The sequence below is a fragment of the Rossellomorea sp. y25 genome, from assembly GCF_038049935.1.
GTDB lineage: Bacteria > Bacillota > Bacilli > Bacillales > Bacillaceae_B > Rossellomorea.
This window is the reverse complement of sequence record NZ_CP145886.1, coordinates 4,277,438-4,299,690: the sequence shown is the minus strand read 5'-3', so window position 1 is coordinate 4,299,690 and position 22,253 is coordinate 4,277,438. Positions and strand designations below refer to the sequence as shown.

Sequence of the window (22,253 nt, the reverse complement as noted above, 5' to 3'; positions counted from 1 at the left end):
GCTCCCTTTTCTAAAGAGGTGAAATGATGTCAGAGAATATAAAAACAGATATTGTCATCATTGGTGGGGGAATCGGTGGCTGCACGGCGGCCTTGGCTGCGTCAAAACGCGGTCATCGAGTCATCCTGACAGAGGAAACTGATTGGATCGGCGGCCAGTTGACCAGCCAGGCTGTCCCGCCCGACGAACATCAATGGATTGAACAATTCGGCTGTACCAAAACGTACCGTCAATTCCGCAATCGTGTAAGGGAGTATTACCGGACACACTACCCGTTAAAACAAGAAGCCCGTCAAAATGAAAGGCTGAATCCCGGGAATGGCTGGGTCAGCAGGCTCTGTCATGAGCCGAAAGTGGCTCTTAGTGTTCTTCAGGAGATGCTGGTTCCTTATGTGAGCAGTGGGAAGTTACAGATCTACACACATTATCGGGTAGTGAAGGCCGCCGTTGAAGGGGATGATGTTCAATCTGTGACCGTTCAGCATACTGGAAGCAGAAAGGAAATAGAGCTTCAGGCACACTATTATCTCGATGCCACGGAAGTAGGCGATCTCCTCCCCTTAGCTGGAGTGGAGTATGTCACAGGTGCCGAATCCAAGCGGGATACCGGGGAGCTCCATGCACCCGAAGAAGCAAGACCGCAGGATATGCAGTCATTCACCTATGTGTTCGCGGTGGATTATGTAGAGGGTGGGAATTTCGTCATCGACAAACCGGAGCAGTATGAGTTCTGGAAAGACTACCAGGCACCATTCCTCCAGCACAAGCAGCTAAGCTGGTTTGCACCCGACGCCCATACGGGAGGTTCGAAGGAATTCGCCATGTTCCATCATGAAAACCTCTGGGGACTGTGGGATTACCGCCGCATCATAGACCCGTCCTTCTTTCAAGAGGGGATGTATGAAGGGGATATTTCGCTGATCAACTGGCCCCAAAATGATTACTGGTCAGGATCGATCATCGACGTCAGTGAAGAAGAATATGAAAAACATATCCATGAATCCAAACAATTGAGTCTATCCCTGCTTTACTGGCTGCAAACCGAAGCACCGAGACCCCATGGTGGAAAAGGGTATCCGGGACTGCGTCTGCGGGGGGATATTTTAGGGACAGAGGATGGCCTGGCCAAGTATCCCTATATCCGGGAATCCAGGAGGATCAAGGCCGTCACCACTGTTGTGGAAGATCATATCAACGCCAACGTCAGAGGGGATCAAGGCATCCAGCACTTTGAAGACTCCGTAGGGATCGGGTGCTACCGGATCGATCTTCACCCTACGACGGAAACCAATACCTTCTTCTATGCCGAAAGCTATCCGTTTGAAATTCCATTAGGTGCGCTGCTGCCTGTAAGGGTGAACAATGTATTACCTGCATGTAAGAATATTGGCTCCACTCATATTACGAATGGCTGCTTCCGCGTTCATCCGGTGGAATGGAATATCGGGGAATCAGCGGGCTATCTTGCCGCCTTCGCCATTGAAAAGGGAGTTCTTCCCCGCAAAGTAAGGGAGGATGAAGGGTTGTTGCAACAATTTCAAGAGATGCTTATGCAGGAAGGGATTGAATTGCGCTGGCCTGAGGTAGGGCCGATTTGATTGGAAGGCCCCATTAGAATGGATTGGGTGTATCTAATGGGGAGTCCGATTCAGCATCAATGGTAATGATTAAGTTCTAGATTCATTCGTGACCATTTATCTATTTTGGGTGAATTAATCCAACTTATCTAAATTTTGTGAAGAATTATTCCTTTTATTCTGAAAATTATGATAGTATTGAATTGCCACATCATGATAGCGCATACATACAAAAACGACTATATGGAGGTATTGTATGAAGAAGTGGTTGGTAGGAAAGAAAATGGTGGTGCCAGCTATGGCAATGGCATTGGTCGTCCCTGCATTTCAAGCCCCGGCACTAAAAGTGGAAGCAGATGAAAGCGAAGAGACGAAGGTAGTGGATGAAGATGGCATCAGCATCACCGTCGATGCTGAAAACAATCGCAACAACACGAACAAGCTGGTATTATTTGATCCTACGTTCAGTTATTTTACGGAAACCAATGGATCATCGTATGAGGTGATTCTGGAGCAGGAAGAAGGCTCAAGTTATCAAGTGGTCGAGTCAGGCAAAGGAGATAGTGCGATTCCTGAGGATGGTATCGTCCTTTCCACTGGTCCCCAAACGACAGATGAGATCATGACGTTCTTAAAGAGCCTGGATGAAGGGGAAACGGTTTGGATCAATGAGCCGGTGGAAAGAACGTATTCCGCTGTCCTCGATGACGTGGATCCAACAGATGAATCCAATCCGGATGGAGCGCCGTTCCCGGGTAACCGCGGAGCGAATCAACTTCTTGTATATACACCGGCATTCGGGGCAAGCACCGGCACTAATCCTTATGGGTATGAAATCACGGTAACCGGGGGAGTTGTCACGAAAGTCGGTGGAGGAGACAGTGCCATTCCGGCTGACGGGTTTGTCGTGAGTGGTCACGGGACGGAAGCGGAATACTTGAAGAAAGCGGAAATCGGCATGAAGGTTGAGTATGATGCTGAAGGGAATATCAAATTGATCCGTGATGCGTCCACCTATATATTCAAGAGCGAACAAAATTTACAGGAAGCGAAGCAAAGCATCGCTCGTGCAGAAGAAAACTTCATCGATGCAGACTTTGAAAAGGCGAACGCTTCTATCAAGCTGGCACAAGAGCTCCTGAAAAAAGCGGATGACATCCAAAACGAAGATCCGCAAAAGGCGCTGGCATATACAGAGCAAGCCACTCAGGCTGCATACGACGCGTATTATTATTCCCTGCCATCTGAAGTGGGCGAACAGAGAGCGATCTGGTATCGCCCTGAAGAGAAGGACCTTGACGATGTCATCACGACATTGGACCGCATGGAGGAAGCGGGATTCAATTCCCTATACCTTGAAACCACCTTCTGGGGATATACCATCTTCCCAAGTGACACCATGGAAGCGTACGGATTACCGAAGCAGCACCCTAACTTCGCCGATCAGGATTACGGAAAGTACGGATCGGACATTCTGAAAGCCTTCATCGAAGAAGGAAAAGAGCGCGGGATCACGGTTCAATCATGGACGGATGGCTTCATGATCGGCCACAGCAGCCTTGGACTTCCATCACAGTTCAAGAAGTATCCTGAGTGGAGTGCCGTTCAGCGAAATGATGAGCCGGGAACACCAGGTAGTGACTCAAGCAGCAATTATTATTGGTTGGACATAGCCAATCCTGAGGTTCAGGACTTTATGCTGGAAATCTATAAAGAACAGCAGGAGGACTACGAAATCACCGGTGTCAACATTGACTATATGCGCTATCCACACCATTCTTTTGATAAGAGCTATGGGTTCAGTGCATCGAATCGTGAGCGTTTCGAAGAAGAGTTCGGGGTAGATCCTATGAATCTGCAAGAATCCGATGAGCTATGGGAAGAGTGGGAGCTTTGGTTGCGCGAACAGGAGAATGTGTTCGTGGAGAAGCTTCATGATCAGAGTAAAGGAATCGACCCATCCTTCATGATGACCGCGACTCCGGAGCCGGGTCCTGAAGCTGTATTGATCAGTGACTGGGTGGACGATATCGACGGCGTCATCCCGCAGGCATATGGGCATGATTTCAATAGTATCCAGTCCACGGTGATCGCGAGTAAGAAACTGACGCCGCCATCGATGATGTACTACACAGGAATCTATTCGTTCTATCATCATCTGGGAGAAAAAGCAGCCGTCAATGATGTATTGGCAGCAGCATACGGAACTTCAGGAGTGAATATGTTTGCTTTCGGGCAGGCAAGCGCTCCTTCCGTGGACGCTTTGGGTAAAGGACCATGGAGACACCAGGCCGTCAATCCTGGAGAGACACCGAAAGAAGCCGTCCTTGCTACGGTCAAGCAACTGAAGGAACAGACAGCCTCCATCTATATTCCAAAGGGAGCCGTAAACAAAGAAGAAGGAAAGGAACTAGAAAACAACCTTCGTAAATGGGAAAAGATTATAGAGCGCCCTGATCAATCATTGGAGATGGAAAAAGTAGAAGAAGAGTTTGAGAAGTCGATAGAATTGGTGAATTCAATGGAAACGTTGAATGAAGTAGTCAAAGAACGAGTAGTAGAGAAGATGAACAAAGTGCATAAATGGTTGAATTATCACTATGAGAAGCAACAATAGGTAAGTAATGGGACGGGGGGACAGGCACCTCGTCCCATTTTTTTTGTATTTCTATTAAACTGCTTAAAGGATGTATTATACATTTCGTCTCGTGTAGACGTTGTATTCTGTTGGTTTGGGTCCACTTCGAACCCTGTTCCAAGGAAGGGTTGGGCGGGTTCTCACGCGCTTCTATATTCACAATGAAGAATAATCTTCTTAAACCGTTTTGAAGGCGATTAAAATTTCCACAAGAAAGGAAAGAGGCCGGTTGTCCCGGCCTCTTCTTTCGTGCTCACTTCAATTTAATCTGCACCGAATTCCTCTCCTGCGCATGAATGGTTTTCGGATTCCTCTTTTGCAAAGCGTTCCTTTTCACCGAACTGGTCACATTTTGTAACATATCACCCACATCGTGAACGGACTCTAGTAAAGGGTCGACGGCTTTCATTTTTCCTTTTACGTCATCCGAGATCTGGTTGGCTGTATGAATCAGTTCTTCTGCTTCCTCTGTCACTCCGTTCACGGCTTTCCTAGCGTCAGAAAGCGTCTTTTCCGTTTCAGCAAGTGTTGTCATTACTCTTCTTAATAAAGTGGGAACTAAATTAGGCATGACCACGTTCATCTAGAAGTAGTGATCACCATGAGGGATGTGGATACGTTATTTGTATCAAGACCCTCCAGTCTTTGTGTTTGCATTTATCCCATTAGCAATACTTTTGTGAAATGATGGTATAAACCTCCACGCTTCCCCATACTTTGAAATGAGGTGATGGAGATGGAGATGCAAAAAGAATTAAATGAAGTGCATACAAGAGGAAATGGGATGGCGGTGTCGGCCCTTGTTCTTGGGATAGTCGGGTTCGTACTTGGTCTCGTGCCGTTTCTCGGATGGTTCATGCTTCCTGCCTGGATCCTTGCGATCGTCTTTGGTGCCGTGGGCTTGAAACGTGGGCAGTCGAAGGGGATGAGTTATGCGGGTCTTATTCTTGGAATTGTAACTTTCATTTATAAATTTGGGTTTTGGATCCTTGTGGCCGCAGGGTCTTCTGCAGGAATGTAAAATGTAGGGGTAATTGAACCTTACCTCTTTTTTTAATGGTGGGACGGGGGGACAGGCACCTCGTTCCATTTTTTAGTTGTAACAGTTACTGCGTCGGGCTGGGTTTTGAGATTGAATTGATGCTCATCAGATTCTAATCTGTCTATTTGGTCCGAATACTGACGGTAAGTTGCGGAATTTTTAATTGAGATGAGATATTGAGAGTTCTATAGATACATATTTGGGCCGGAAATGATGATGGAGGGCCTCTTTGCTGAATAATTGATCCTGATTGGACTATATTCAATCCTGTATTCGGATAATTGATCCTTTCTTGAATTTATTGATCCTGTTTTCGATTTATTAATCCTCTTTATAAATAATTAATCCTACTTGTCGAATTTTCTTTAGGTGGTCAGGTAAACGTGATTCCTCTGAAACTTAGATGTTATCTGTCTAGAATAATGGAAGAGTCTATAAGGAGCCTGTGCTCTAAAACGACCATCTAAGGAAAAAGACTTCTATCTATAGTAAAGAATCTAAAATGAAAAAAACGAGGGGGTCTAACCCCCTCGTTTCTATATGGTTTCTGGGACAAGGAACCTGTCCCTATGTCCCACCATCAGCCTTCAGTCTAATTATTCTGCCGGCACCCCAACAGCATCATAAGCATCGATGACTGTTTGTGTCTGCGCTGACGGTTGTCCATTCTTATCCGGAAACTTATCGCGAGTAGCCTGGATGGCAGCTTCGCGCATTTCTTTAAATCCAGAAGAAGGTGTCAGATACTTTGTTAATGCGCTGTAGTAGATAGCGCCTGTTTGACTGGCACCAAGTCCAGTGACGGTTACGCCGTTGTGTGTACCACCTTCGGAAATCAGGTAGGCAGCTTTATTGTTGATACTGCTGTTAATATGCACGCCGCCTTTATCTAGTTCTCCTACATAGCGGTCTTCATAGTGATCCGGATAGCGGTTATCCCTCATTTCGTATGCTGCAGGGAGTGTTTTGGAACGCGGATCTTTCATTGAACGAAGACCACCATCTCCTGCTGTATTTGGGGTATAAATATCCTCACCCATTTCCCACTCTGAAGGATTTGTATAAGAACCGGAAGAGTACATTTCAGATATTTCTCCAAAGATATCCGCTAACGATTCATTGATGGCACCTGATTCATTTTCATACGTCAAGTTTGCTGTATTTTGAATGACACCGTGTGTAATTTCGTGACCTGCCACGTCCAATCCACCGGCTAATGAACCTAGACGGATCCCATCACCATCTCCGTACAGCATTTGCTTTCCGTTCCAGGCAGCGTTATTCCACTTAGAACCGATATGAACCGTACTGATGTATGGCATACCCTTATTGTCTATACCGTTACGCTTGTGGGCACCTTGAAAGTATTTGTTTATTTTATCAGCATTTGTATGGGCTGAAACAGCTGCCGGGTCATAGAAGAAATTAGTAGAACTTTTTGTATTGATTTCAAATCCAGTGAATCCCAGAAGTGCTGAAAGCAGGATGAATGGTGTTTCAGGCATACGGCGGGCATCAAACGTCGCAATAGGGACAATATTAGGCTGACCAAATGATCCCCCCGCGATAGAACCGCCATATAAATAGCTGGTTCCAGTTGCCATATCCTTTCCTACAGGGAATGACTGCATTTTTCCAAATACGTTTAATCCTCTTCCTACCGCTACAGAAAGACTTGTTGGGTCCACTTCATGCATAGCGTTGAAGTTGTTTACTACCTCTCCGTTTGTTGCATCCACGAAGTAATGGAAATAGCCTGGAGTCGGGGTGGAAGTAGATACTTTCACTAAATAGGTTAAGTAGTATTTCCCTTCATACGGATAAATCGTTAACTCTGTGTCGATGCCATCGTACGTTTTTAGTTCATTTAGTCCTATTTCGGATGCTACAGCTGCTTTAGCGATGTTCTCTGCTTCTTCCTTATCAAGTTCTGCTTCCGTTGGGATGATGGTACGGGCAAGCTTTTGTGTAACGTTACCAAACGATGCGTATACATTGTTATTTTTATCTAACGCAACGGTTTGGCCGGAACCGTAAATCGGAATGCCATTATACTGCTCGACAGTACGCACATGGTATGTACCTGTTTCGCTATCCGCTTCCTCGCTGATAATTTTGAATTGCTCTCCTGCAGTCAGGGATTTTGTTTTCTCGAGTACTTTTGATTGAAGGAACGCCTTCACAACCTCTTGTTTACTCAGTCCCTCAGCTTGTACTGAAACGACGCTTGATGATCCTGCAAATCCAGGTACAGATGGTACTAGTCCTCCTAATGTTACTGATAATGCCAGTACTGCAGGAATGGCTGCTTTTTTACTCATTTTCTTCTGCTTTTTCTTTTTCAAGCACTTTCACCCTCTCATCGAGATAAGATATCTAACAATTTAAATTATTGAGAAAATGAACAGTGAAATCAATTGGGTTATTTCTTGTCTGATTTCATGCGGTTTTTTCGATTCACGGCTGAATTCGACAAAATCTCTTCCTGTTTTTCAATGAGAATAACCCAATTTCATTTGTTTAAACATTCTGTATACTTAGAGTCAAATGAGTGGTTCAGCAAAGGGGAGTGATCATTTGAGGGGCCGAATCCATAAAACCATTCTACTGTCTTCTTTATGTTGTATGGCCTTTTATGCCGGGACTCAGCTGGTAGGAGAAACAGAAGCGGCATTTTCAAGCCGGGTTTCAACAGATCCGATCACCATGAGTGCGGCGTTTGTTTTTCCGGCAACCATTCACGAGCTTGAGGAACGAGCACAGAAGGTGTCAAAAAGCATGGAGCACACTTTTCATACCGTCGTTGCTCCTTCACCCGAGGCATCAATGGAAGAATTACATAGGCAACTGGATGAGGTGACAGCCATGAAAGAGGAGCTGACTCGCCAACTTGGCACTCTGCAAAATCTGTATGATGAAGTGTCCGCGTATCATATGGACATTCAAAACCAGGGAGTAACGAACGCCCATACATATGATTATGTACGTGAGGGTTTTCAGCATGTTGCTGGAATGCTGGAAGTGGTACAAGCAACAGTCGATTTTTCACATATAGAGGCCATTCGTACTTCTATCCTATTGCAGATACAGAACCTGGAAGATCAAGAGAAACCTTCTATAGAATCAACCCAGACTAATCCAGACCCAGAAACCCCTTCTATAGAACAACCTCAGACGAATCCAGATCCAGAGAGCTCTGAATCTCAGGATGAAGCATCAACGGAGATAACTGATGAAGCACCAACGGAGATAACTGATGGTGAAAAAACGGAAATTAATGAAGAAACATCTACGGAAATAACGAATGATAAGCAGGTGACAGCACATGAAGAAGAAACTGTGGAGTATAGTCAGTAGTGTAATAGGAACAATCCTCCTTGTGATGATATGTTTGGCAGCATTTATTGTTCTTTCTTCTAGACTATCAGGAGGGGAACCGACCTTTATGGGATACCAGGTAAAAGCAGTATTATCAGGATCCATGGAACCGACATTCAAAACAGGGTCCATTATTTCCATCAAGCTGGGGGATCAGCGTACTTCTTATAAAACAGGCGATATCATTACCTTTCGCATGGAAGATAAGCTCATTACACACAGAATCACCGATGTCATACAAGAGAATGGACAAGCAGTGTATAAAACCCAAGGGGATAACAACAACGGGCCTGATCTATGGACGGTTCCCGCACAAAATATCATCGGAAAGTACACAAACTTTACGATTCCATATATAGGATATGCACTTAATTATGCCAATTCAAAAGCCGGCTCAGCTCTATTGTTAATTGTTCCAGGGATCTTATTGCTGATTTCTGCATTCCGTTCCATTATCGTTGCGAAGAACGAGCTTGAAGGAAGCAAAGCATGATGTCTTGGTTTCATCTCCTATGTATCAACAAAAATACATAAGAGTTTACTATATTTTTCTATTCATAGAGGAGGATTTATTGATGAGTTTTACAAAGAATGTAAGTAAAGGAATCATGAGTGCAGCGTTAGGTTTATCATTGATTGGGGGAGGAACATTTTCATACTTTAGTGATGCAGAGGCAACACAGAACACCTTTGCTGCAGGTACACTGGATTTAGCGATGAATCCAAGCACCGTTGTTAACATCGATAACATCAAGCCGGGTGACGAAATTTACAGGGAATTCACTCTGAAAAACAATGGAACACTTGATATTTACCAAGTTTTATTAGACACAAAGTATCAAGTGGAAGATGTAAAAAGTGATAATACAGGGGACATGGCAGAACATATTAAAGTAACGATCATGTACAATACAAGCAGTGCGACCAACATTGCGGTTGAAACAACATTAGCTGAATTAGTAGGAGAAACACCGGATGTAACGGCAATCGGTTCGTTTCTTGGAAGTAACAACGAGACTGGTGCCCTGCCAGTACCAGATGGAATTCCTGCAGGAGAAGAAGAAAAAATCTTTGTACTATTCGAGTTTGTAGATAATGGCGAAGATCAAAACCAATTCCAAGGTGACACACTAAAAGTTGACTGGACATTTGACGCCAAGACAGGAAGTTCAACCTACCACGACGACACAGACCCGGATAATAATTAATGGGACATGGGGACAGGCACCCTGTCCTAAAAATGGATAGAGACGAGGGGATTCATCCCCTCGTCTTTATTTTGGGTCGAGAAGGGCTGGGTCGAGACCACTTATATCATGAAGGAGTGGCAAATAGTAAGCTAAAGGAAAGGGTTCACCATGATCCTAACAATAAAAATAGCAAAGATTCCATCCATAAGCTTCTTATTAAAAATAGATTTTTCGTGGGGTCCTGCCCCCTGGCACCCAATAGAGTGGGTCAAAAGTTATGTTTATAGATAAAAAGTAATATTAACCCAAATACATAGTATAATAGACTTGTTGTAAAAATAACCCAAATTCTAAGGAGGCAAAATGTGAGGAAAATTCTAAGCATTCTAGGTATGATTACGATGTTGTTAGTATCTGTATGTACAGGGGGAACGGTGAAAGCTTCTACTGTACAGGGAGATACTTTGGAGAATGCGGAACCAATCAATCTTGACCATGAGTATGAAGGAACCATGGAATCGACTGAAGATGTAGACTTTTACCGTTTTACACTCGATAAGACCGGAAATACGGTTATTCAATTTAATCGAGTGGAAGGCGCTACATGGGATGTGGAAATCACCGATGAAAATGGTGACCCTTATACGCATTTTAGTACTAGATATCATTCAGGGGTCACGGGTGCTGAAGAGGTGAATATCGGCTTGCCTGCGGGAGAATATTTTATCAAGGTGAGCACTGACTATCACAAATCCCCAGGGGTCCCATATACGTTCATGGTCCAACAAACCCAAAACGATTATTATGAAAAAGAATTCAATGACAAAATGGAAGCAGCATCTTCCATGCAATTGAACAAAACCTACAAAGGTCACATACAAACATATGATGACAAAGATTATTTTACATTTACCTTAGATCGTACCGAGAGGATTGCTTTCAGTATAGAAAGAGATAATGAAGGATCATGGAATGCCCTCCTTGTGGATGAAAATGGGAAGGAATATGTCAATCTGGACACAGACGTCCATTTTGCCGAGTATGGTCCTGATGTAGAACGGTTGGAGCTTCCTGCTGGAACGTACTATGTGAGATTGGAAAACAATTGGGGTACCCCGAACATGCCATATGCGTTTAAAGTACAGGAGTTAACAGACAGGATACAGGGAGCGAAGCGCTACGACACAGCAGTAGAGATTTCAAAGCAGGGCTTCAAAACCTCTGACACGGTTGTGTTGGTCTCAGGGAATGACTTCCCAGATGCCCTTGCAGGTGGACCACTGGCTTATTATCACAATGCCCCGATTCTGTTGACGGATAAGGAAAAACTTCCGATTGCTTCCTGGAGAGAGGTTCAACGACTCAAAGCGAAGAACGTGATCATCCTCGGTGGTGAGGGAGCCGTTTCCAATCAGGTTGTGGATGAATTGGAGTACCTTGATATTTCTGTGAAACGAATCGGTGGGGATAACCGTTACGAGACAGCTGCGTATGTTGCGAAAGAAATTCCATCCACAAAAGCTGTGGTCGCAAACGGTAAAAACTTTCCTGATGCCCTGGCTGTAGCACCATACGCTTCAAAGAATAGCATCCCGATTCTATTGACTGAAAAAGCTTCGTTACCGGATGCGACAAAAAAAGCACTTGCAGGGAAGGCAAATACCATTATTGTAGGTGCGGCAGGTGCAGTCAGTGAGTCAATAGAGAATCAACTCCCAAGCCCGGTTCGCTACGGTGGAATAAATCGCTATGAAACAGCTAAGTTGATTGTTGAAAACCTGGCACTGGGGAAAAACACGGGATATGTTGCGACAGGAAAGAACTTCCCTGATGCCCTTGCAGGATCTGTATTGGCAGCAAAAAATAACTCGCCTATTTTGTTGGTCAGCGATAACTCTATACCAAGTCCGACCAAATCCCTCTTGATGGGTTATTCTTATTACATGGTATGGGGTGGACCGGGTGCGGTTACCGATAACGTTGTGAAGGAATTGGATGCTAATTTGATACAAATCAAATAAGTGATAAAGGAAGCATAGGGATATCCTGTGCTTCTTTTATATCTCTGCCTTTGGTTATTTCATCCCATCTGCAATCGATCTGAAGTCTCCTCAATTTTAGGTGTAAGGAACTTTATATACACCTTATCCTTCCGTATTTCAAACATATGCAATGCCTGTTTATTACGGTAGGGCTTTTTCATAGTCACCCAACAGCTCATAGTTGTAGCCTACCTGATAATGCAATTGGTCTAATCCCCATAGAAGCTCTTCTTCGAAACACCATTTGATGGCGTCGAGACAATAGGCCGTCGAATCCTCGAGTTGTCCTATGCCGGTCAGTACTCTGGCCATGTTATAAAATATTCGGCTTTTAATGGATTTATCCTGTAATAGATCAGTTGTTTGTATACACGTTTCAACTTGCTTGAAATAATAGAGTGCTTCTTCGTAGAGGCACAGTGAAAAGTGGATGGTGCCGACGCTGGAAAGGATCTGCATTTCTCTTTCGGACATCGCTTTTTTGCCATTGGCGCTCATCTGAAAAGCGTGATCTAATAGTTCAAAGGAGGTCTCTGGATCTTTTTCTACTTCATATTGATAGATCCCTTTATGCCAGTAAAGAAGCTGGAGGTTTTCGTTATCTCTATAGAAAAGTGGATTCTTTTCCTCTGTCTTGACCAAATCCATCATTTCCTCGTAGTGTCGGTTGACCCTCAGATATCTTAACTGTTTCTCTACTTCCTCAACATAATCCAGCCGCGGGGTGGTTCCGATTTCAAAGAAAGTTAACGTCGACGCCAAGTTTGACAGCGATCTGATACAAAGCCGTGGCACTGGTATAGATGTCTCCTTTTTCGATCCGGCTGATGAGTGGCTGGGTGCAGATCTACTCAGCAAGTTCCCCTTGTGTGATCTCGACAATCTTTCTCATTTCCTTTATATTCGGGCAGGTTCCTAAATATAGGGGCATTTGGGACAAGGAACTTGTCCCCCCGTCCCAATGTAGAATTCTGTCGATATAATTTTTAGAAAATTTAAATTAAAGTGTTCATCTTCCGGAATGGAGGTGTTATACTTTGTTTAACTGGTAATGACATCATTACGAATCTGAGCATCCTGAGTTTTATGCCAGGTAATACAACCCTTATACTTTAACTGGTAATAACATCATGACAACATGTAGGGTAGTACTTGTTTGTGAATATCACTCGAAGAAAGAGGGGGAAACATGGTGAGAAAGGGTCTTATGGTTTTACTATCGTTAGTGCTTGGAGTGTTTGGATTACTGGCAGGATGCAGTGACAGTTCTTCAGGGGAATCGAAGGACGGAAAGGTCGAGATCAGTTATGGGTTCTGGGATAAGAAGCAAGTACCAGCGATTGAAGAAATCATTAAGCAATTTAATGAAGAGCATCCGGACATTAAAGTGAAGACGGAGCTGATTCCCTACGGGCAGTATTTTCAGAAGCTTGAGACTGCCGCAACCGGGGGCGCATTGCCGGACGTGTTATGGATGAACGGTCCTCATATTGTTCAATATGCGGAAGGGAAGGTACTTCTGCCACTGAGCGATCTTGCAGAAAAAGATGATTACAGTCTGGATAATTATCCCGAGTCGCTCATTGATCTGTATACCGTAAATGATGAGGTATATGGAATTCCTAAGGATTATGATACGACAGGGTTATGGTATAACAAGAAAATTTTCGACGAGGCCGGTGTCTCTTATCCTGATGATACATGGGATTGGGATATGTTAAAGGAAGCGGCAAAGAAACTGACGAACAAGGATAAAGGGGTATGGGGCTTCGCTGCTGTGATGGGGAATCAAGGTGGTTATTATGATCTGATTTGGCAAAACGGAGGCCACGTGATTTCAGAGAGTGGAAAGTCGGTTGGATTTGATCAGCCAGAGGCGATCGAGGCATTAAAATACAATATTAGTTTCATAGAAGAGGGATTATCTCCGACTCAAGCCCAGATGAATGAAACGGCAGCTTCGGATCTGTTTTCATCCGGGAAGATTGCCATGATGTTCGATGGTCCTTGGATGGTACCGGAATATAAGAAGAATCCTGATTTGGACGTAGCGGTTCTGCCTAAAGGAAAGCAAAGGGCTGTTTCGATTCATGGATTGTCCAATGTCATCGCAGCCAATACCAAGCATAAAGAAGCTTCGTGGGAGTTTGTGAAGTTCCTGGGTTCCAAAGAGGCAGCCGAAGTGTTTGCAGAAACAGGTACGGTCATACCTGCCTTTAATGGTACTCAGGATGCCTGGTTGAATTCTGTTCCGGAGTTGAATCTTCAAGCGTATATCGATGGAGCTGAGTATTCGAATCCACTTCCAAGTGTGAAGAACACAGGGGCAATCTGGCAGTATGAAACAGATATCCTCAAGAAGGCCTGGGCGGGTGAAGAGAGTGTAGAGAAAGTGGTAAAAGAGCTGACTGAGAAAGCAAATAAAGAACTGGAAGAGTAGGGATGCGATGAAGGGAAGAGGGATCTTCTCTTCATTTTCTAACAAAGGAGGAGAATAAAATGGAACCGCTTCCTCTCCAGGTTGAAACGAAGCGAAAGCTTCACGTGCTTTCGTATGCCAGTACCAAGAAACGCTCAGATTATCTTTGGGCTTATATCATGATCGCTCCAACGATGCTCGGACTCTTTGTCTTCTATTTATGGCCGATGCTTCAAACGTTTTACTTCAGTTTTACCGAGTGGGGGGCATTTGGCACATACAAATGGATCGGGTTAAAGAATTACTCACGGATGTTTTCGGATGTGAATCTTCTGCAATCATTCAAGAATACAGGGATCTATATCCTTTGTACCGTACCATTGGGGATATTTCTTTCGATTCTTGTCGCTGTTTTGCTCAATCAAAAGATTAAGGGGACAACGGTTTATCGGACTTTGTACTTTCTGCCTGTCATTACTATGCCTGCAGCGATCGCTATGGTGTGGAAGTGGCTTTATAATTCCGATTTTGGATTGTTGAATTACTTGTTATCCTTTATAGGAATAGATGGACCTCAGTGGTTGACGAATCCGGATATCGCCCTGTATTCGATTATCGCGGTGGCGATTTGGAGCGGGATCGGCTACAACATGGTCATTTTCTTATCGGGACTGCAGGGGATCCCGAAAACCTATTACGAAGCGGCTGAAATCGATGGGGCAGGGCCCGTGACGATGTTTTTCAAAATCACTTTGCCATTACTGTCTCCGGTCATTTTCTTCGTGTCGATCATGTCGTTGATCGGAGCCTTTCAATTCTTCGACCTGATCTTTATGATGATTAGTAAAAGCAGTACGGCATTGGAGAACACGCAGTCCATCGTCTATCTCTTTTATCAGCATGCCTTTGTATTGAACGACAAAGGATATGCAGCTGCGATTGCGGTCCTGCTATTAGCGATGATTCTCATCATTACCGTTATCCAGATGGCACTGCAGAAGAAGTGGGTTCATTATGATTGAGGAGGGGATGGCATATGCAGAAGTCGATACAGTTTATTAGGAGTAAGTCTTTTCTCATCCATTTCATCCTTATCATGGGCTCGATTGTGATGTTGTTTCCCTTTGTGTGGATGATTCTCACGTCATTGAAAACCTATGCAGAGTCCATTCAGGTTCCCCCTGTGATGATACCGGAAGACTTTCAGTGGAAAAATTATGAAGAGGTTTTCACGCTGCTTCCATTCTTTAAGTTTATGTTAAATACCTTTATCATTACGGTGCTTCGGACGGCGGGGCAGTTATTTCTATGCTCCCTTGCTGCCTATGCCTTTGCACGGATTGTGTTTCCAGGAAGGAATCTCCTGTTTGTCCTGGCGTTATCCGTATTGATGGTGCCGGGTCAGGTGTTCCTGCTTCCCCAATATATGATCATGGTGAAGCTTGGTTGGCTCAATACGCTTCAAGCCGTTGTGGTGCCTGGGTTATTTAGTGCCTTTGGAACATTTCTCTTAAGACAATTCTTCATGGGATTACCGAAGGAGTTGGAGGAGGCGGCCAGACTTGACGGGTGCAATCATTTTCAAATCTATTGGCGCATCATGCTGCCACTCGCCAAGCCGGGTTTGATCGCCCTTGGTATCTTCACGATTCTATGGTCGTGGAATGAACTGATGTGGCCGATGATCGTGAATAGTTCACCGGATGCCATGACATTGGCCGTAGGATTATCCTCTTTACAGGGGCAGTATGGCACCAACTATCCAATCTTGATGGCAGGCTCATTCTTGGCTGTTTTACCGATGTTGATTTTGTTTATCATATTACAGAAGCAATTTATAGAAGGAATTGCGATTACGGGTGGAAAATAAGTTGATAGGCAACTAAGGGAGGAATGACAATGAAAGCAGCATTAATCGGGGCCGGGAGCAGAGGTTTCTACGCATACGGATCCTATGCACTCCAGTATCCTCATGAAATCGAGTTTATCGCTGTGGCGGAACCAGATCAAGAGAAGCGGGAGAAATTTGCGGAAGCACATGGCATCCCTGAGAATATGAGATTCGAAGACTGGCCCGATCTGTTGGATCAAGATAGGCTTTGTGAAGCACTGTTGATCTGCAGTCCGGACCGGGACCACTATAAACCTGCCATGCGAGCCATTGAAAAGGGTTATAGTATTTTATTGGAGAAACCGATGTCACCAAGTCCCCTTGAAACATTGGAGATTGCTGAAGCAGCTGAAAAGCATGATACACTGCTGAGCGTATGCCACGTGATGAGATATGCCCCATTCTATCAGTCTCTTAAAGACGTGATTGATCGGAAGGTAATAGGGGATATCGTTTCCATTCAATGGAATGAAAATGTCGGCTATTTCCATCAAGCCCACAGCTTCGTCCGTGGGAACTGGCGCAATTCCAAGGAATCGAGTCCGATGATTCTACAGAAGAGCTGCCATGACATGGATATGCTTGCCTGGCTGATAGGCACGGACTGCAGAAGTGTTTCTTCCTATGGGAGTCTTTCCTATTTTAAAGAAGAGAATGCTCCCGAGGGATCCACCCATCGATGTCTCGATGGGTGTAAAGTGGAGAAAGAATGTCCGTATTCCGCAGCGAAATGGTATCTTCATGACCGGGATGTGTGGCCTGCGAATGTGGTGTCCCCGAATCCGAGCATCGAAAGCCGTTTGAAGGCGATCCAGGAAGGCCCCTATGGACGTTGTGTGTACCGCTGTGATAATAATGTGGTGGACCATCAAGTTGTTAATTTACTGTTTGATGGGGATGTCACGGTTTCGTTCACGATGACGGCCTTTACGAAGGAAACGTACCGCAATTTCAAAATCATGGGTACAAATGGGGAAATCAGCGGCCATGACGCTGACAATGAAATAATCATCAAGCATTTTGCCGGGAAGAAGGAAGTGATTCATCCTCCAACGGTAGATGGCGGACATATGGGTGCCGATACGAGCATCATGCAGGATTTCATCAACCGGGTTCGCACGAAGGATAAAGGGACACTGACCTCAGCCAGAACGTCTTCCCAAAGTCACTTGATCGCTTTCGCAGCGGAAGAATCAAGACTGAAAGGTGCGACCATCGAATTAAAAAAGTTTCAGGATGAATTGGAGAAAGCAAAAGAAAATGCCTAATGGAAATATCTATCATGCCATCGAGTGATAATTGTCGCAATTTTATGTATAATGGTTATACAAATGGTTATGACAAAGATACCACTAAAAGGAGTTTAACATGATAGAAAAAGATAATCGCCTACCCTTGTATTACCAACTTATGGATGAGCTATTGGGTAAAATTGAAAGCGGGGAGCTTGCTGAGCAGGAGCAGTTACCCTCTGAACGGGAGCTATGTGAATCATATAAAGTAAGTCGGACCACCGTTAGGCAGACAATGCAGGAGCTCGAAAAGGGAGGATACATCTACAAGGTTCACGGTAAGGGATCCTATGTGTCCCCGAAAACGTATAAGCAGAGTCTTGTGGAATTCTACAGCTTTACAGAAGAAATGAAAAAAATCGGAAAGCAGCCATCGACGAAGGTCGTTTCCTTTGAAAAAGTACCTTGTGAAAGTACCATAGGAAAAAAGATGAATCTGACAGCGGAAGATGAGGTCTACAAGATCACCCGATTAAGACTCGCCGACAGAGATCCAATGATTTATGAAACATCCTTCGTACCAGTGGGGCGTTTTCAACACCTCACCAAGGAAGAGTTGGAGATCACCCCAATGTATGAAGTTTTCCGGTCGAAGTATGATGTGAATATCACACGAGCACTGGAAAGCTTTAATGCCGTCAGTGCCCAGGCAGTCGAGGCAGACATGCTGACGATTGAGGAGTATTCCCCCTGCCTGAGGCTTGAGCGTATAACCTTTGAAGAAAATGACGTCATTGAATATACCATCTCTATCGCAAGAGGGGATAAGTTTACGTATACGGTGGAACTAAAATAGGTACTTAAAGGTATCTATTCATTCTAACTGGTAATGACAACATTATCAGTACAGGAGGAAAACGTATGGAACTTTTACATTCAAACAAGTGGGAACATCAGCATTCCGGTGCAGTCCATACATCAAGAGAAATCACCCAACAGCCAAGACTTTGGAAACAAACCATCGAAATCATGCTGAAAGATCAAGACGAACTGAATCCATTTTTTAAGAGAATCAAAGAGAAGCATCCTCACATCCGAGTCATATTGACAGGTGCGGGCACATCCGCTTTTGTGGGGGAAACTTTACTCCCCCATATGAGAAAGCTTGCGAAAAGCCAAGACATGGCCCTGGAGTGTATTGCCACGACGGATGTGGTTTCCAACCCCCATCTATATTTAGATAGGGATGTGCCGACCATGATGATTTCGTTTGCCCGATCGGGAAATAGTCCAGAGAGCCTGGCTGCCGTTCAATTAGGCGAACAACTTGTCGATGATTTTTACGGGGTCGCTTTTACTTGCAATAAAAATGGATTATTGGCGAAGAAAACAAAGGAGAAATCCAATCACCTCGTCATCTATATGCCGGAGGAAGCGAATGATCAGGGATTTGCCATGACCAGCAGCTTTACGACAATGCTACTTTCCTCGTTGCTTCTATTTGAAAATGAACGTATTCTTGCCATGAAGGATCTTATAGAGAAAATCAGTCAGTCTGGTGAAGAGATTATTAAAAGTGCGGCACAAGAGGTAGAAAAATTGGCTGCTACCTCCTTTTCAAAAGTCGTTTATTTAGGATCCGGCGTATTTCAGGGACTGGCGAGGGAGTCCTCTCTTAAACTACTGGAACTGACAGGGGGAACCATTTCATCTTTCTTTGATTCTTCACTGGGCTTCCGGCATGGTCCCAAGTCGATATTGGACCAGGGGACAATGGTGTTTGTATACCTGTCGAGCGACCCTCACACAAGGAAGTATGACCTGGATATCCTGAAAGAACTTTACGGAGAACGGAGTCGGGGGAAAGTCGTGGCGGTCTCCTCCATTAAGGATGATGACGCCGAGAATCACTGTGATGTTTTTCTTTCGGTAGGTTTGGATACGATCAGAGAGGATATTTTCCTGACGTTACCATTTGTTATGTATGCCCAATTGTTTGCAATGTATAAATCAATCCACCTGGGATTCTCCCCGGATAATCCCTCTCCATCTGGGCTCGTGAATCGAGTCGTGAAAGGTGTCAAGATTTATCCTTATGAGAATGGGGGAGACAAAGTATGATTCATTCAAAGCGGTTGATTCTGGCCGATGCTCAGTCAAAAGGATATGCAGTCCCTGCTTTCAATGTTCATAATCTGGAAACGCTCAAGGCAGTCCTTGAAACTGCCCAAGATCTTCGTTCTCCTGTCATGATCGCAGCGACACCCAGTACCGTCCGATATATGGGCAAGAACTTCCTGATCAAGATGATGGAAGCGGCGGTGAAAAGCTATGATTTTCCTGTCTGCTTCCACCTTGATCACCACGAAAATCTGGATGATATCAAGAATCTGATCCATATGGGCGTTCAATCCGTCATGATCGATGCCTCCCACCATTCCTTTGAAGAAAACATACGGATTGTCAGGGAGGTCGTCGAATATGCCGCACCATTTGGCGTGGCGGTAGAGGCTGAGCTTGGTCGATTAAGCGGCATGGAAGATGACATAGAAGTAGACGAGAAGGATCAGATCTATACCAACCCGAAGCAGGCAGAGGAGTTTGTCAGGAGGACCGGCATTGATTCGCTGGCCGTTGCGATCGGTACTGCACATGGTTTATATAAGGGAGAGCCCAAGCTTGATATAGACCGGCTGGCGGTCATCCAGCAGGAAGTGGATGTCCCACTTGTCCTTCACGGTGCATCGGGGCTTCCTGATGAGCTTGTCCGCGAGACCATTGACCGGGGCATATGCAAAGTGAATGTAGCAACGGAATTAAAGATGGCGTTTGTCAAAGGGCTCCGCAGTTATCTTCAGGAGAATCCTGAAGCCAATGATCCACGCTATTACTTTAAAGATGCGGTTGTCCAAATGAAACAGGTGGTAGCGGAGAAAATAAAACTTTGCGGCAGTTTCAATCGTGGGTAGGTCCGTGATAGCAACCGTCACGTTAAACCCGGCGATCGATGTCCGCTATACTCTGTCACAGTTTCAAATCGGAGGGGTCAATCGAGTTTCTTCTATTGAAAAAACACCAGGTGGTAAAGGTCTTAATGTCACCAGGGTGCTATCCGGGTTAGGGAATCAAGTTACATGCACGGGATTTCTTGGTGGGAAAAACGGAGAATGGATTCAGAACCAGCTATCGCATATGAACCTTCACGATCATTTTGTTTCGATACAAGGGGAAACAAGGTCTTGCCTCGCTGTTCTCTCAAAGGGGGGCCAGACCGAGATCCTTGAACCGGGACCAGTCATTGGCACAGATGAAATCGAGCGTTTTAATCGAATGTTCGCTTACATCATGGATACAGTAGACTTTGTCGTTGTGTCCGGAAGCTTGCCGAGAGGAATACCGAACGACTTTTACAAAGGGCTTTCAGAAAAAGCCAATCAAAAAGGAGTTCGAATGCTATTGGACACAAGCGGGCCGGCCCTAACTGACAGTATGGACGGGAAACCTTTCTTGATTAAACCGAATAAGGATGAATTCAATGACTTGATAGGGAGAAAGACAAACTCTAAAAGTGATATGCTTCAGCAGGCACAATCCATATGTCAGAAAGGAGTTCCATACGTGCTGCTTTCCCTTGGGGGGGAGGGAGCCTTCTTAGTGAGTGAGAACAGGGTCCTCTTTGCAAGGATACCGAACGTGAACGTGGTGAATCCTGTCGGGTCCGGAGACAGCATGCTGGCGGGGTTCACCCACGCTTATTCCCATGGTTACCCCATAGAGGAAGTGCTAAAATGGGCTTGCGCATGTGGGATGTCAAACGCCATGTTGGAAAAGACAGGTTCCATAAATCCGGTTCATGTAAAACGATTTGTAAAGGAAATTGACGTCATTGAAATGATTGGGGGAATGGAAGATGAGTCATATCGCGTGTTTTGACATCGGGGGAACCTTTATTAAATATGGTGTTTTTGATGGACATGGACACCTACTTTCGAAAGGAAAGACAACGACCCCCATAAGCAATGAAATCGTTGATGTTCTAAATGAAAAAGTGAAAACGTTTCAGCTTGATCAACCCATTTCTGCCATCGGGATATCATCTTGTGGATTGGTTGATCATAAAAGGGGGATGATATTATTTTCAAATAATATAGAAGGATATAGTGGGGCGCAGCTTGGAGAAAAGTTGTCTCATTTGACCCACTTGCCTGTATCCGTTGAAAACGATGTGAAAAGTGCATGCCTTGGCGAGATGTGGCAAGGTGCCCTCAAAGGGAAGCGTGACGCTGTGTTTCTGACCCTCGGTACTGGAATCGGCAGCAGCATTGTGATGGATGGTCAAGTCATGCATGGCTCTGGGGGACTTGCGGGAGAGCTTGGCCATACCGTCATTGTTACAGGGGGGAAACCGTGCAGTTGCGGCAGAAAAGGCTGCTTTGAACGGTATGCATCCACCTCCGCTTTTGTCCAGGACTATAAGGATGAAGCCATACGAAATGTCATCGGAGTGGAAAACGTTTCAGGTGAAACGATCATGGAGCTTGTCATGGCGGGCGATCCAGTCGCCCTTGGCGTTTATCAACGGTTCATCCGTTATATTAGTATAGGAGTATCCAACGTGATTCATCTTCTCAACCCAGAAAAGATCATCATTGGGGGCGGGATCACAGAGGGTACCGGTCCTCTTTTCCAAGATATAAATAACCAAGTACGGAATGAAGTTATGGATGTGTACGGGTGTGAGGACAAGGTTATTGCTTCCGCCTTGGGAAATGATGCTGGATTATACGGAGCATGTTACCTTGCCTTAAACCGGTTGAACATGAAAGAATCAGTCTAGAAAGCAG

Annotated in this window: 19 protein-coding genes; 16 read left to right on the top strand and 3 right to left on the bottom strand. The window is 44.8% G+C overall.

The features are described 5' to 3' along the window. Positions 1-26 precede the first annotated feature (26 nt). Together AAEM60_RS21480 and AAEM60_RS21475 are read left to right on the top strand one after the other, a co-directional pair. On the top strand, positions 27-1,598 hold the full coding sequence (locus AAEM60_RS21480) for an FAD-dependent oxidoreductase (RefSeq protein WP_341358032.1): 1,572 nt from the start codon (positions 27-29) through the stop codon (positions 1,596-1,598). A 235-nt stretch (positions 1,599-1,833) separates the two neighbouring features. Next, positions 1,834-4,194 carry a family 10 glycosylhydrolase gene (locus AAEM60_RS21475; RefSeq protein ID WP_341357101.1) on the top strand — a complete coding sequence of 787 codons (2,361 nt, stop codon included), beginning with the start codon at positions 1,834-1,836 and terminating at the stop codon, positions 4,192-4,194. Positions 4,195-4,468: 274 nt separating this feature from the next. Here the strand turns inward: AAEM60_RS21475 and AAEM60_RS21470 are convergent, their stop codons facing one another. Further along, the gene (locus AAEM60_RS21470) at positions 4,469-4,786 is read right to left on the bottom strand and encodes a DUF948 domain-containing protein (RefSeq protein WP_341357100.1); all 318 of its coding nucleotides are present in this window, start codon (positions 4,784-4,786) and stop codon (positions 4,469-4,471) included. 165 nt (positions 4,787-4,951) lie between these two features. Here AAEM60_RS21470 and AAEM60_RS21465 point away from each other — a divergent pair, with 165 nt between their 5' ends. Beyond that, on the top strand, positions 4,952-5,236 hold the full coding sequence (locus AAEM60_RS21465; protein ID WP_341357099.1) for a hypothetical protein: 285 nt from the start codon (positions 4,952-4,954) through the stop codon (positions 5,234-5,236). Between the two features lie 617 nt (positions 5,237-5,853). Here AAEM60_RS21465 and AAEM60_RS21460 read toward each other — a convergent pair. After that, positions 5,854-7,602 (bottom strand): M4 family metallopeptidase, encoded by a 1,749-nt coding sequence (locus tag AAEM60_RS21460; protein ID WP_341357098.1) that lies wholly within the window; start codon positions 7,600-7,602, stop codon positions 5,854-5,856. A gap of 232 nt (positions 7,603-7,834) precedes the next feature. On the opposite strand from AAEM60_RS21460, the gene AAEM60_RS21455 reads away from it, so the two are divergent. The 4 genes from AAEM60_RS21455 to AAEM60_RS21440 all read left to right on the top strand — a co-directional run bounded on the left by AAEM60_RS21455 (position 7,835) and on the right by AAEM60_RS21440 (position 11,846). Continuing rightward, positions 7,835-8,614, top strand: a complete 780-nt coding sequence (locus AAEM60_RS21455) for a DUF4047 domain-containing protein (protein WP_341357097.1) — start codon at positions 7,835-7,837, stop codon at positions 8,612-8,614. Next, positions 8,583-9,128: a signal peptidase I gene (locus AAEM60_RS21450; RefSeq protein WP_299744404.1), complete on the top strand. Its 546-nt coding sequence runs from the start codon at positions 8,583-8,585 to the stop codon at positions 9,126-9,128. Before AAEM60_RS21455 ends, AAEM60_RS21450 begins: the two co-directional genes overlap by 32 nt. Positions 9,129-9,210: 82 nt before the next feature. Continuing rightward, positions 9,211-9,843 carry a TasA family protein gene (locus AAEM60_RS21445; RefSeq protein WP_341357096.1) on the top strand — a complete coding sequence of 211 codons (633 nt, stop codon included), beginning with the start codon at positions 9,211-9,213 and terminating at the stop codon, positions 9,841-9,843. A 347-nt stretch (positions 9,844-10,190) separates the two neighbouring features. Next, complete coding sequence (locus tag AAEM60_RS21440; protein ID WP_341357095.1) at positions 10,191-11,846, top strand: cell wall-binding repeat-containing protein; 1,656 nt, start codon at positions 10,191-10,193, stop codon at positions 11,844-11,846. A 162-nt stretch (positions 11,847-12,008) separates the two neighbouring features. On the opposite strand, the gene AAEM60_RS21435 is transcribed toward AAEM60_RS21440, so the two are convergent. Next, complete coding sequence (locus AAEM60_RS21435; RefSeq protein WP_341357094.1) at positions 12,009-12,662, bottom strand: hypothetical protein; 654 nt, start codon at positions 12,660-12,662, stop codon at positions 12,009-12,011. 397 nt (positions 12,663-13,059) lie between these two features. Between AAEM60_RS21435 and AAEM60_RS21430 the strand changes: the two genes are divergently transcribed. The 9 genes from AAEM60_RS21430 to AAEM60_RS21390 all read left to right on the top strand — a co-directional run bounded on the left by AAEM60_RS21430 (position 13,060) and on the right by AAEM60_RS21390 (position 22,246). Continuing rightward, the gene (locus AAEM60_RS21430) at positions 13,060-14,307 is read left to right on the top strand and encodes a sugar ABC transporter substrate-binding protein (protein ID WP_299744561.1); all 1,248 of its coding nucleotides are present in this window, start codon (positions 13,060-13,062) and stop codon (positions 14,305-14,307) included. Between the two features lie 59 nt (positions 14,308-14,366). Further along, positions 14,367-15,308: a sugar ABC transporter permease gene (locus AAEM60_RS21425; RefSeq protein WP_341357093.1), complete on the top strand. Its 942-nt coding sequence runs from the start codon at positions 14,367-14,369 to the stop codon at positions 15,306-15,308. A gap of 14 nt (positions 15,309-15,322) precedes the next feature. Next, complete coding sequence (locus AAEM60_RS21420; protein WP_299744417.1) at positions 15,323-16,156, top strand: carbohydrate ABC transporter permease; 834 nt, start codon at positions 15,323-15,325, stop codon at positions 16,154-16,156. Between the two features lie 29 nt (positions 16,157-16,185). Further along, positions 16,186-17,445, top strand: coding sequence for a Gfo/Idh/MocA family oxidoreductase (locus AAEM60_RS21415; protein WP_341357092.1), 1,260 nt, complete (start codon positions 16,186-16,188; stop codon positions 17,443-17,445). A gap of 100 nt (positions 17,446-17,545) precedes the next feature. Beyond that, on the top strand, positions 17,546-18,265 hold the full coding sequence (locus AAEM60_RS21410) for a GntR family transcriptional regulator (protein ID WP_299744423.1): 720 nt from the start codon (positions 17,546-17,548) through the stop codon (positions 18,263-18,265). A gap of 65 nt (positions 18,266-18,330) precedes the next feature. After that, positions 18,331-19,530, top strand: coding sequence for an SIS domain-containing protein (locus AAEM60_RS21405; protein ID WP_341357091.1), 1,200 nt, complete (start codon positions 18,331-18,333; stop codon positions 19,528-19,530). Beyond that, positions 19,527-20,378, top strand: coding sequence for a tagatose-bisphosphate aldolase subunit GatY (gatY, locus tag AAEM60_RS21400; RefSeq protein ID WP_341357090.1), 852 nt, complete (start codon positions 19,527-19,529; stop codon positions 20,376-20,378). Before AAEM60_RS21405 ends, gatY begins: the two co-directional genes overlap by 4 nt. After that, positions 20,371-21,342: a 1-phosphofructokinase gene (pfkB, locus tag AAEM60_RS21395; RefSeq protein WP_341357089.1), complete on the top strand. Its 972-nt coding sequence runs from the start codon at positions 20,371-20,373 to the stop codon at positions 21,340-21,342. The genes gatY and pfkB overlap by 8 nt, the downstream gene beginning before the upstream one ends. Beyond that, the gene (locus AAEM60_RS21390; protein ID WP_341357088.1) at positions 21,320-22,246 is read left to right on the top strand and encodes an ROK family protein; all 927 of its coding nucleotides are present in this window, start codon (positions 21,320-21,322) and stop codon (positions 22,244-22,246) included. Before pfkB ends, AAEM60_RS21390 begins: the two co-directional genes overlap by 23 nt. The last annotated feature ends 7 nt before the right edge of the window (positions 22,247-22,253 follow it).

Bases quoted from the DNA above. Each gene is read 5' to 3' on its own strand.
- AAEM60_RS21405 (WP_341357091.1), top strand. From the start codon at position 18,331: ATGGAACTTTTACATTCAAACAAGTGGGAACATCAGCATTCCGGTGCA.
- gatY (WP_341357090.1), top strand. From the start codon at position 19,527: ATGATTCATTCAAAGCGGTTGATTCTGGCCGATGCTCAGTCAAAAGGA.
- AAEM60_RS21450 (WP_299744404.1), top strand. From the start codon at position 8,583: ATGAAGAAGAAACTGTGGAGTATAGTCAGTAGTGTAATAGGAACAATC.
- AAEM60_RS21480 (WP_341358032.1), top strand. From the start codon at position 27: ATGTCAGAGAATATAAAAACAGATATTGTCATCATTGGTGGGGGAATC.
- AAEM60_RS21420 (WP_299744417.1), top strand. From the start codon at position 15,323: ATGCAGAAGTCGATACAGTTTATTAGGAGTAAGTCTTTTCTCATCCAT.
- AAEM60_RS21465 (WP_341357099.1), top strand. From the start codon at position 4,952: ATGGAGATGCAAAAAGAATTAAATGAAGTGCATACAAGAGGAAATGGG.
- AAEM60_RS21475 (WP_341357101.1), top strand. From the start codon at position 1,834: ATGAAGAAGTGGTTGGTAGGAAAGAAAATGGTGGTGCCAGCTATGGCA.
- AAEM60_RS21425 (WP_341357093.1), top strand. From the start codon at position 14,367: ATGGAACCGCTTCCTCTCCAGGTTGAAACGAAGCGAAAGCTTCACGTG.
- AAEM60_RS21410 (WP_299744423.1), top strand. From the start codon at position 17,546: ATGATAGAAAAAGATAATCGCCTACCCTTGTATTACCAACTTATGGAT.
- AAEM60_RS21390 (WP_341357088.1), top strand. From the start codon at position 21,320: ATGAGTCATATCGCGTGTTTTGACATCGGGGGAACCTTTATTAAATAT.
- AAEM60_RS21470 (WP_341357100.1), bottom strand. From the start codon at position 4,786: ATGCCTAATTTAGTTCCCACTTTATTAAGAAGAGTAATGACAACACTT.
- AAEM60_RS21415 (WP_341357092.1), top strand. From the start codon at position 16,186: ATGAAAGCAGCATTAATCGGGGCCGGGAGCAGAGGTTTCTACGCATAC.
- AAEM60_RS21445 (WP_341357096.1), top strand. From the start codon at position 9,211: ATGAGTTTTACAAAGAATGTAAGTAAAGGAATCATGAGTGCAGCGTTA.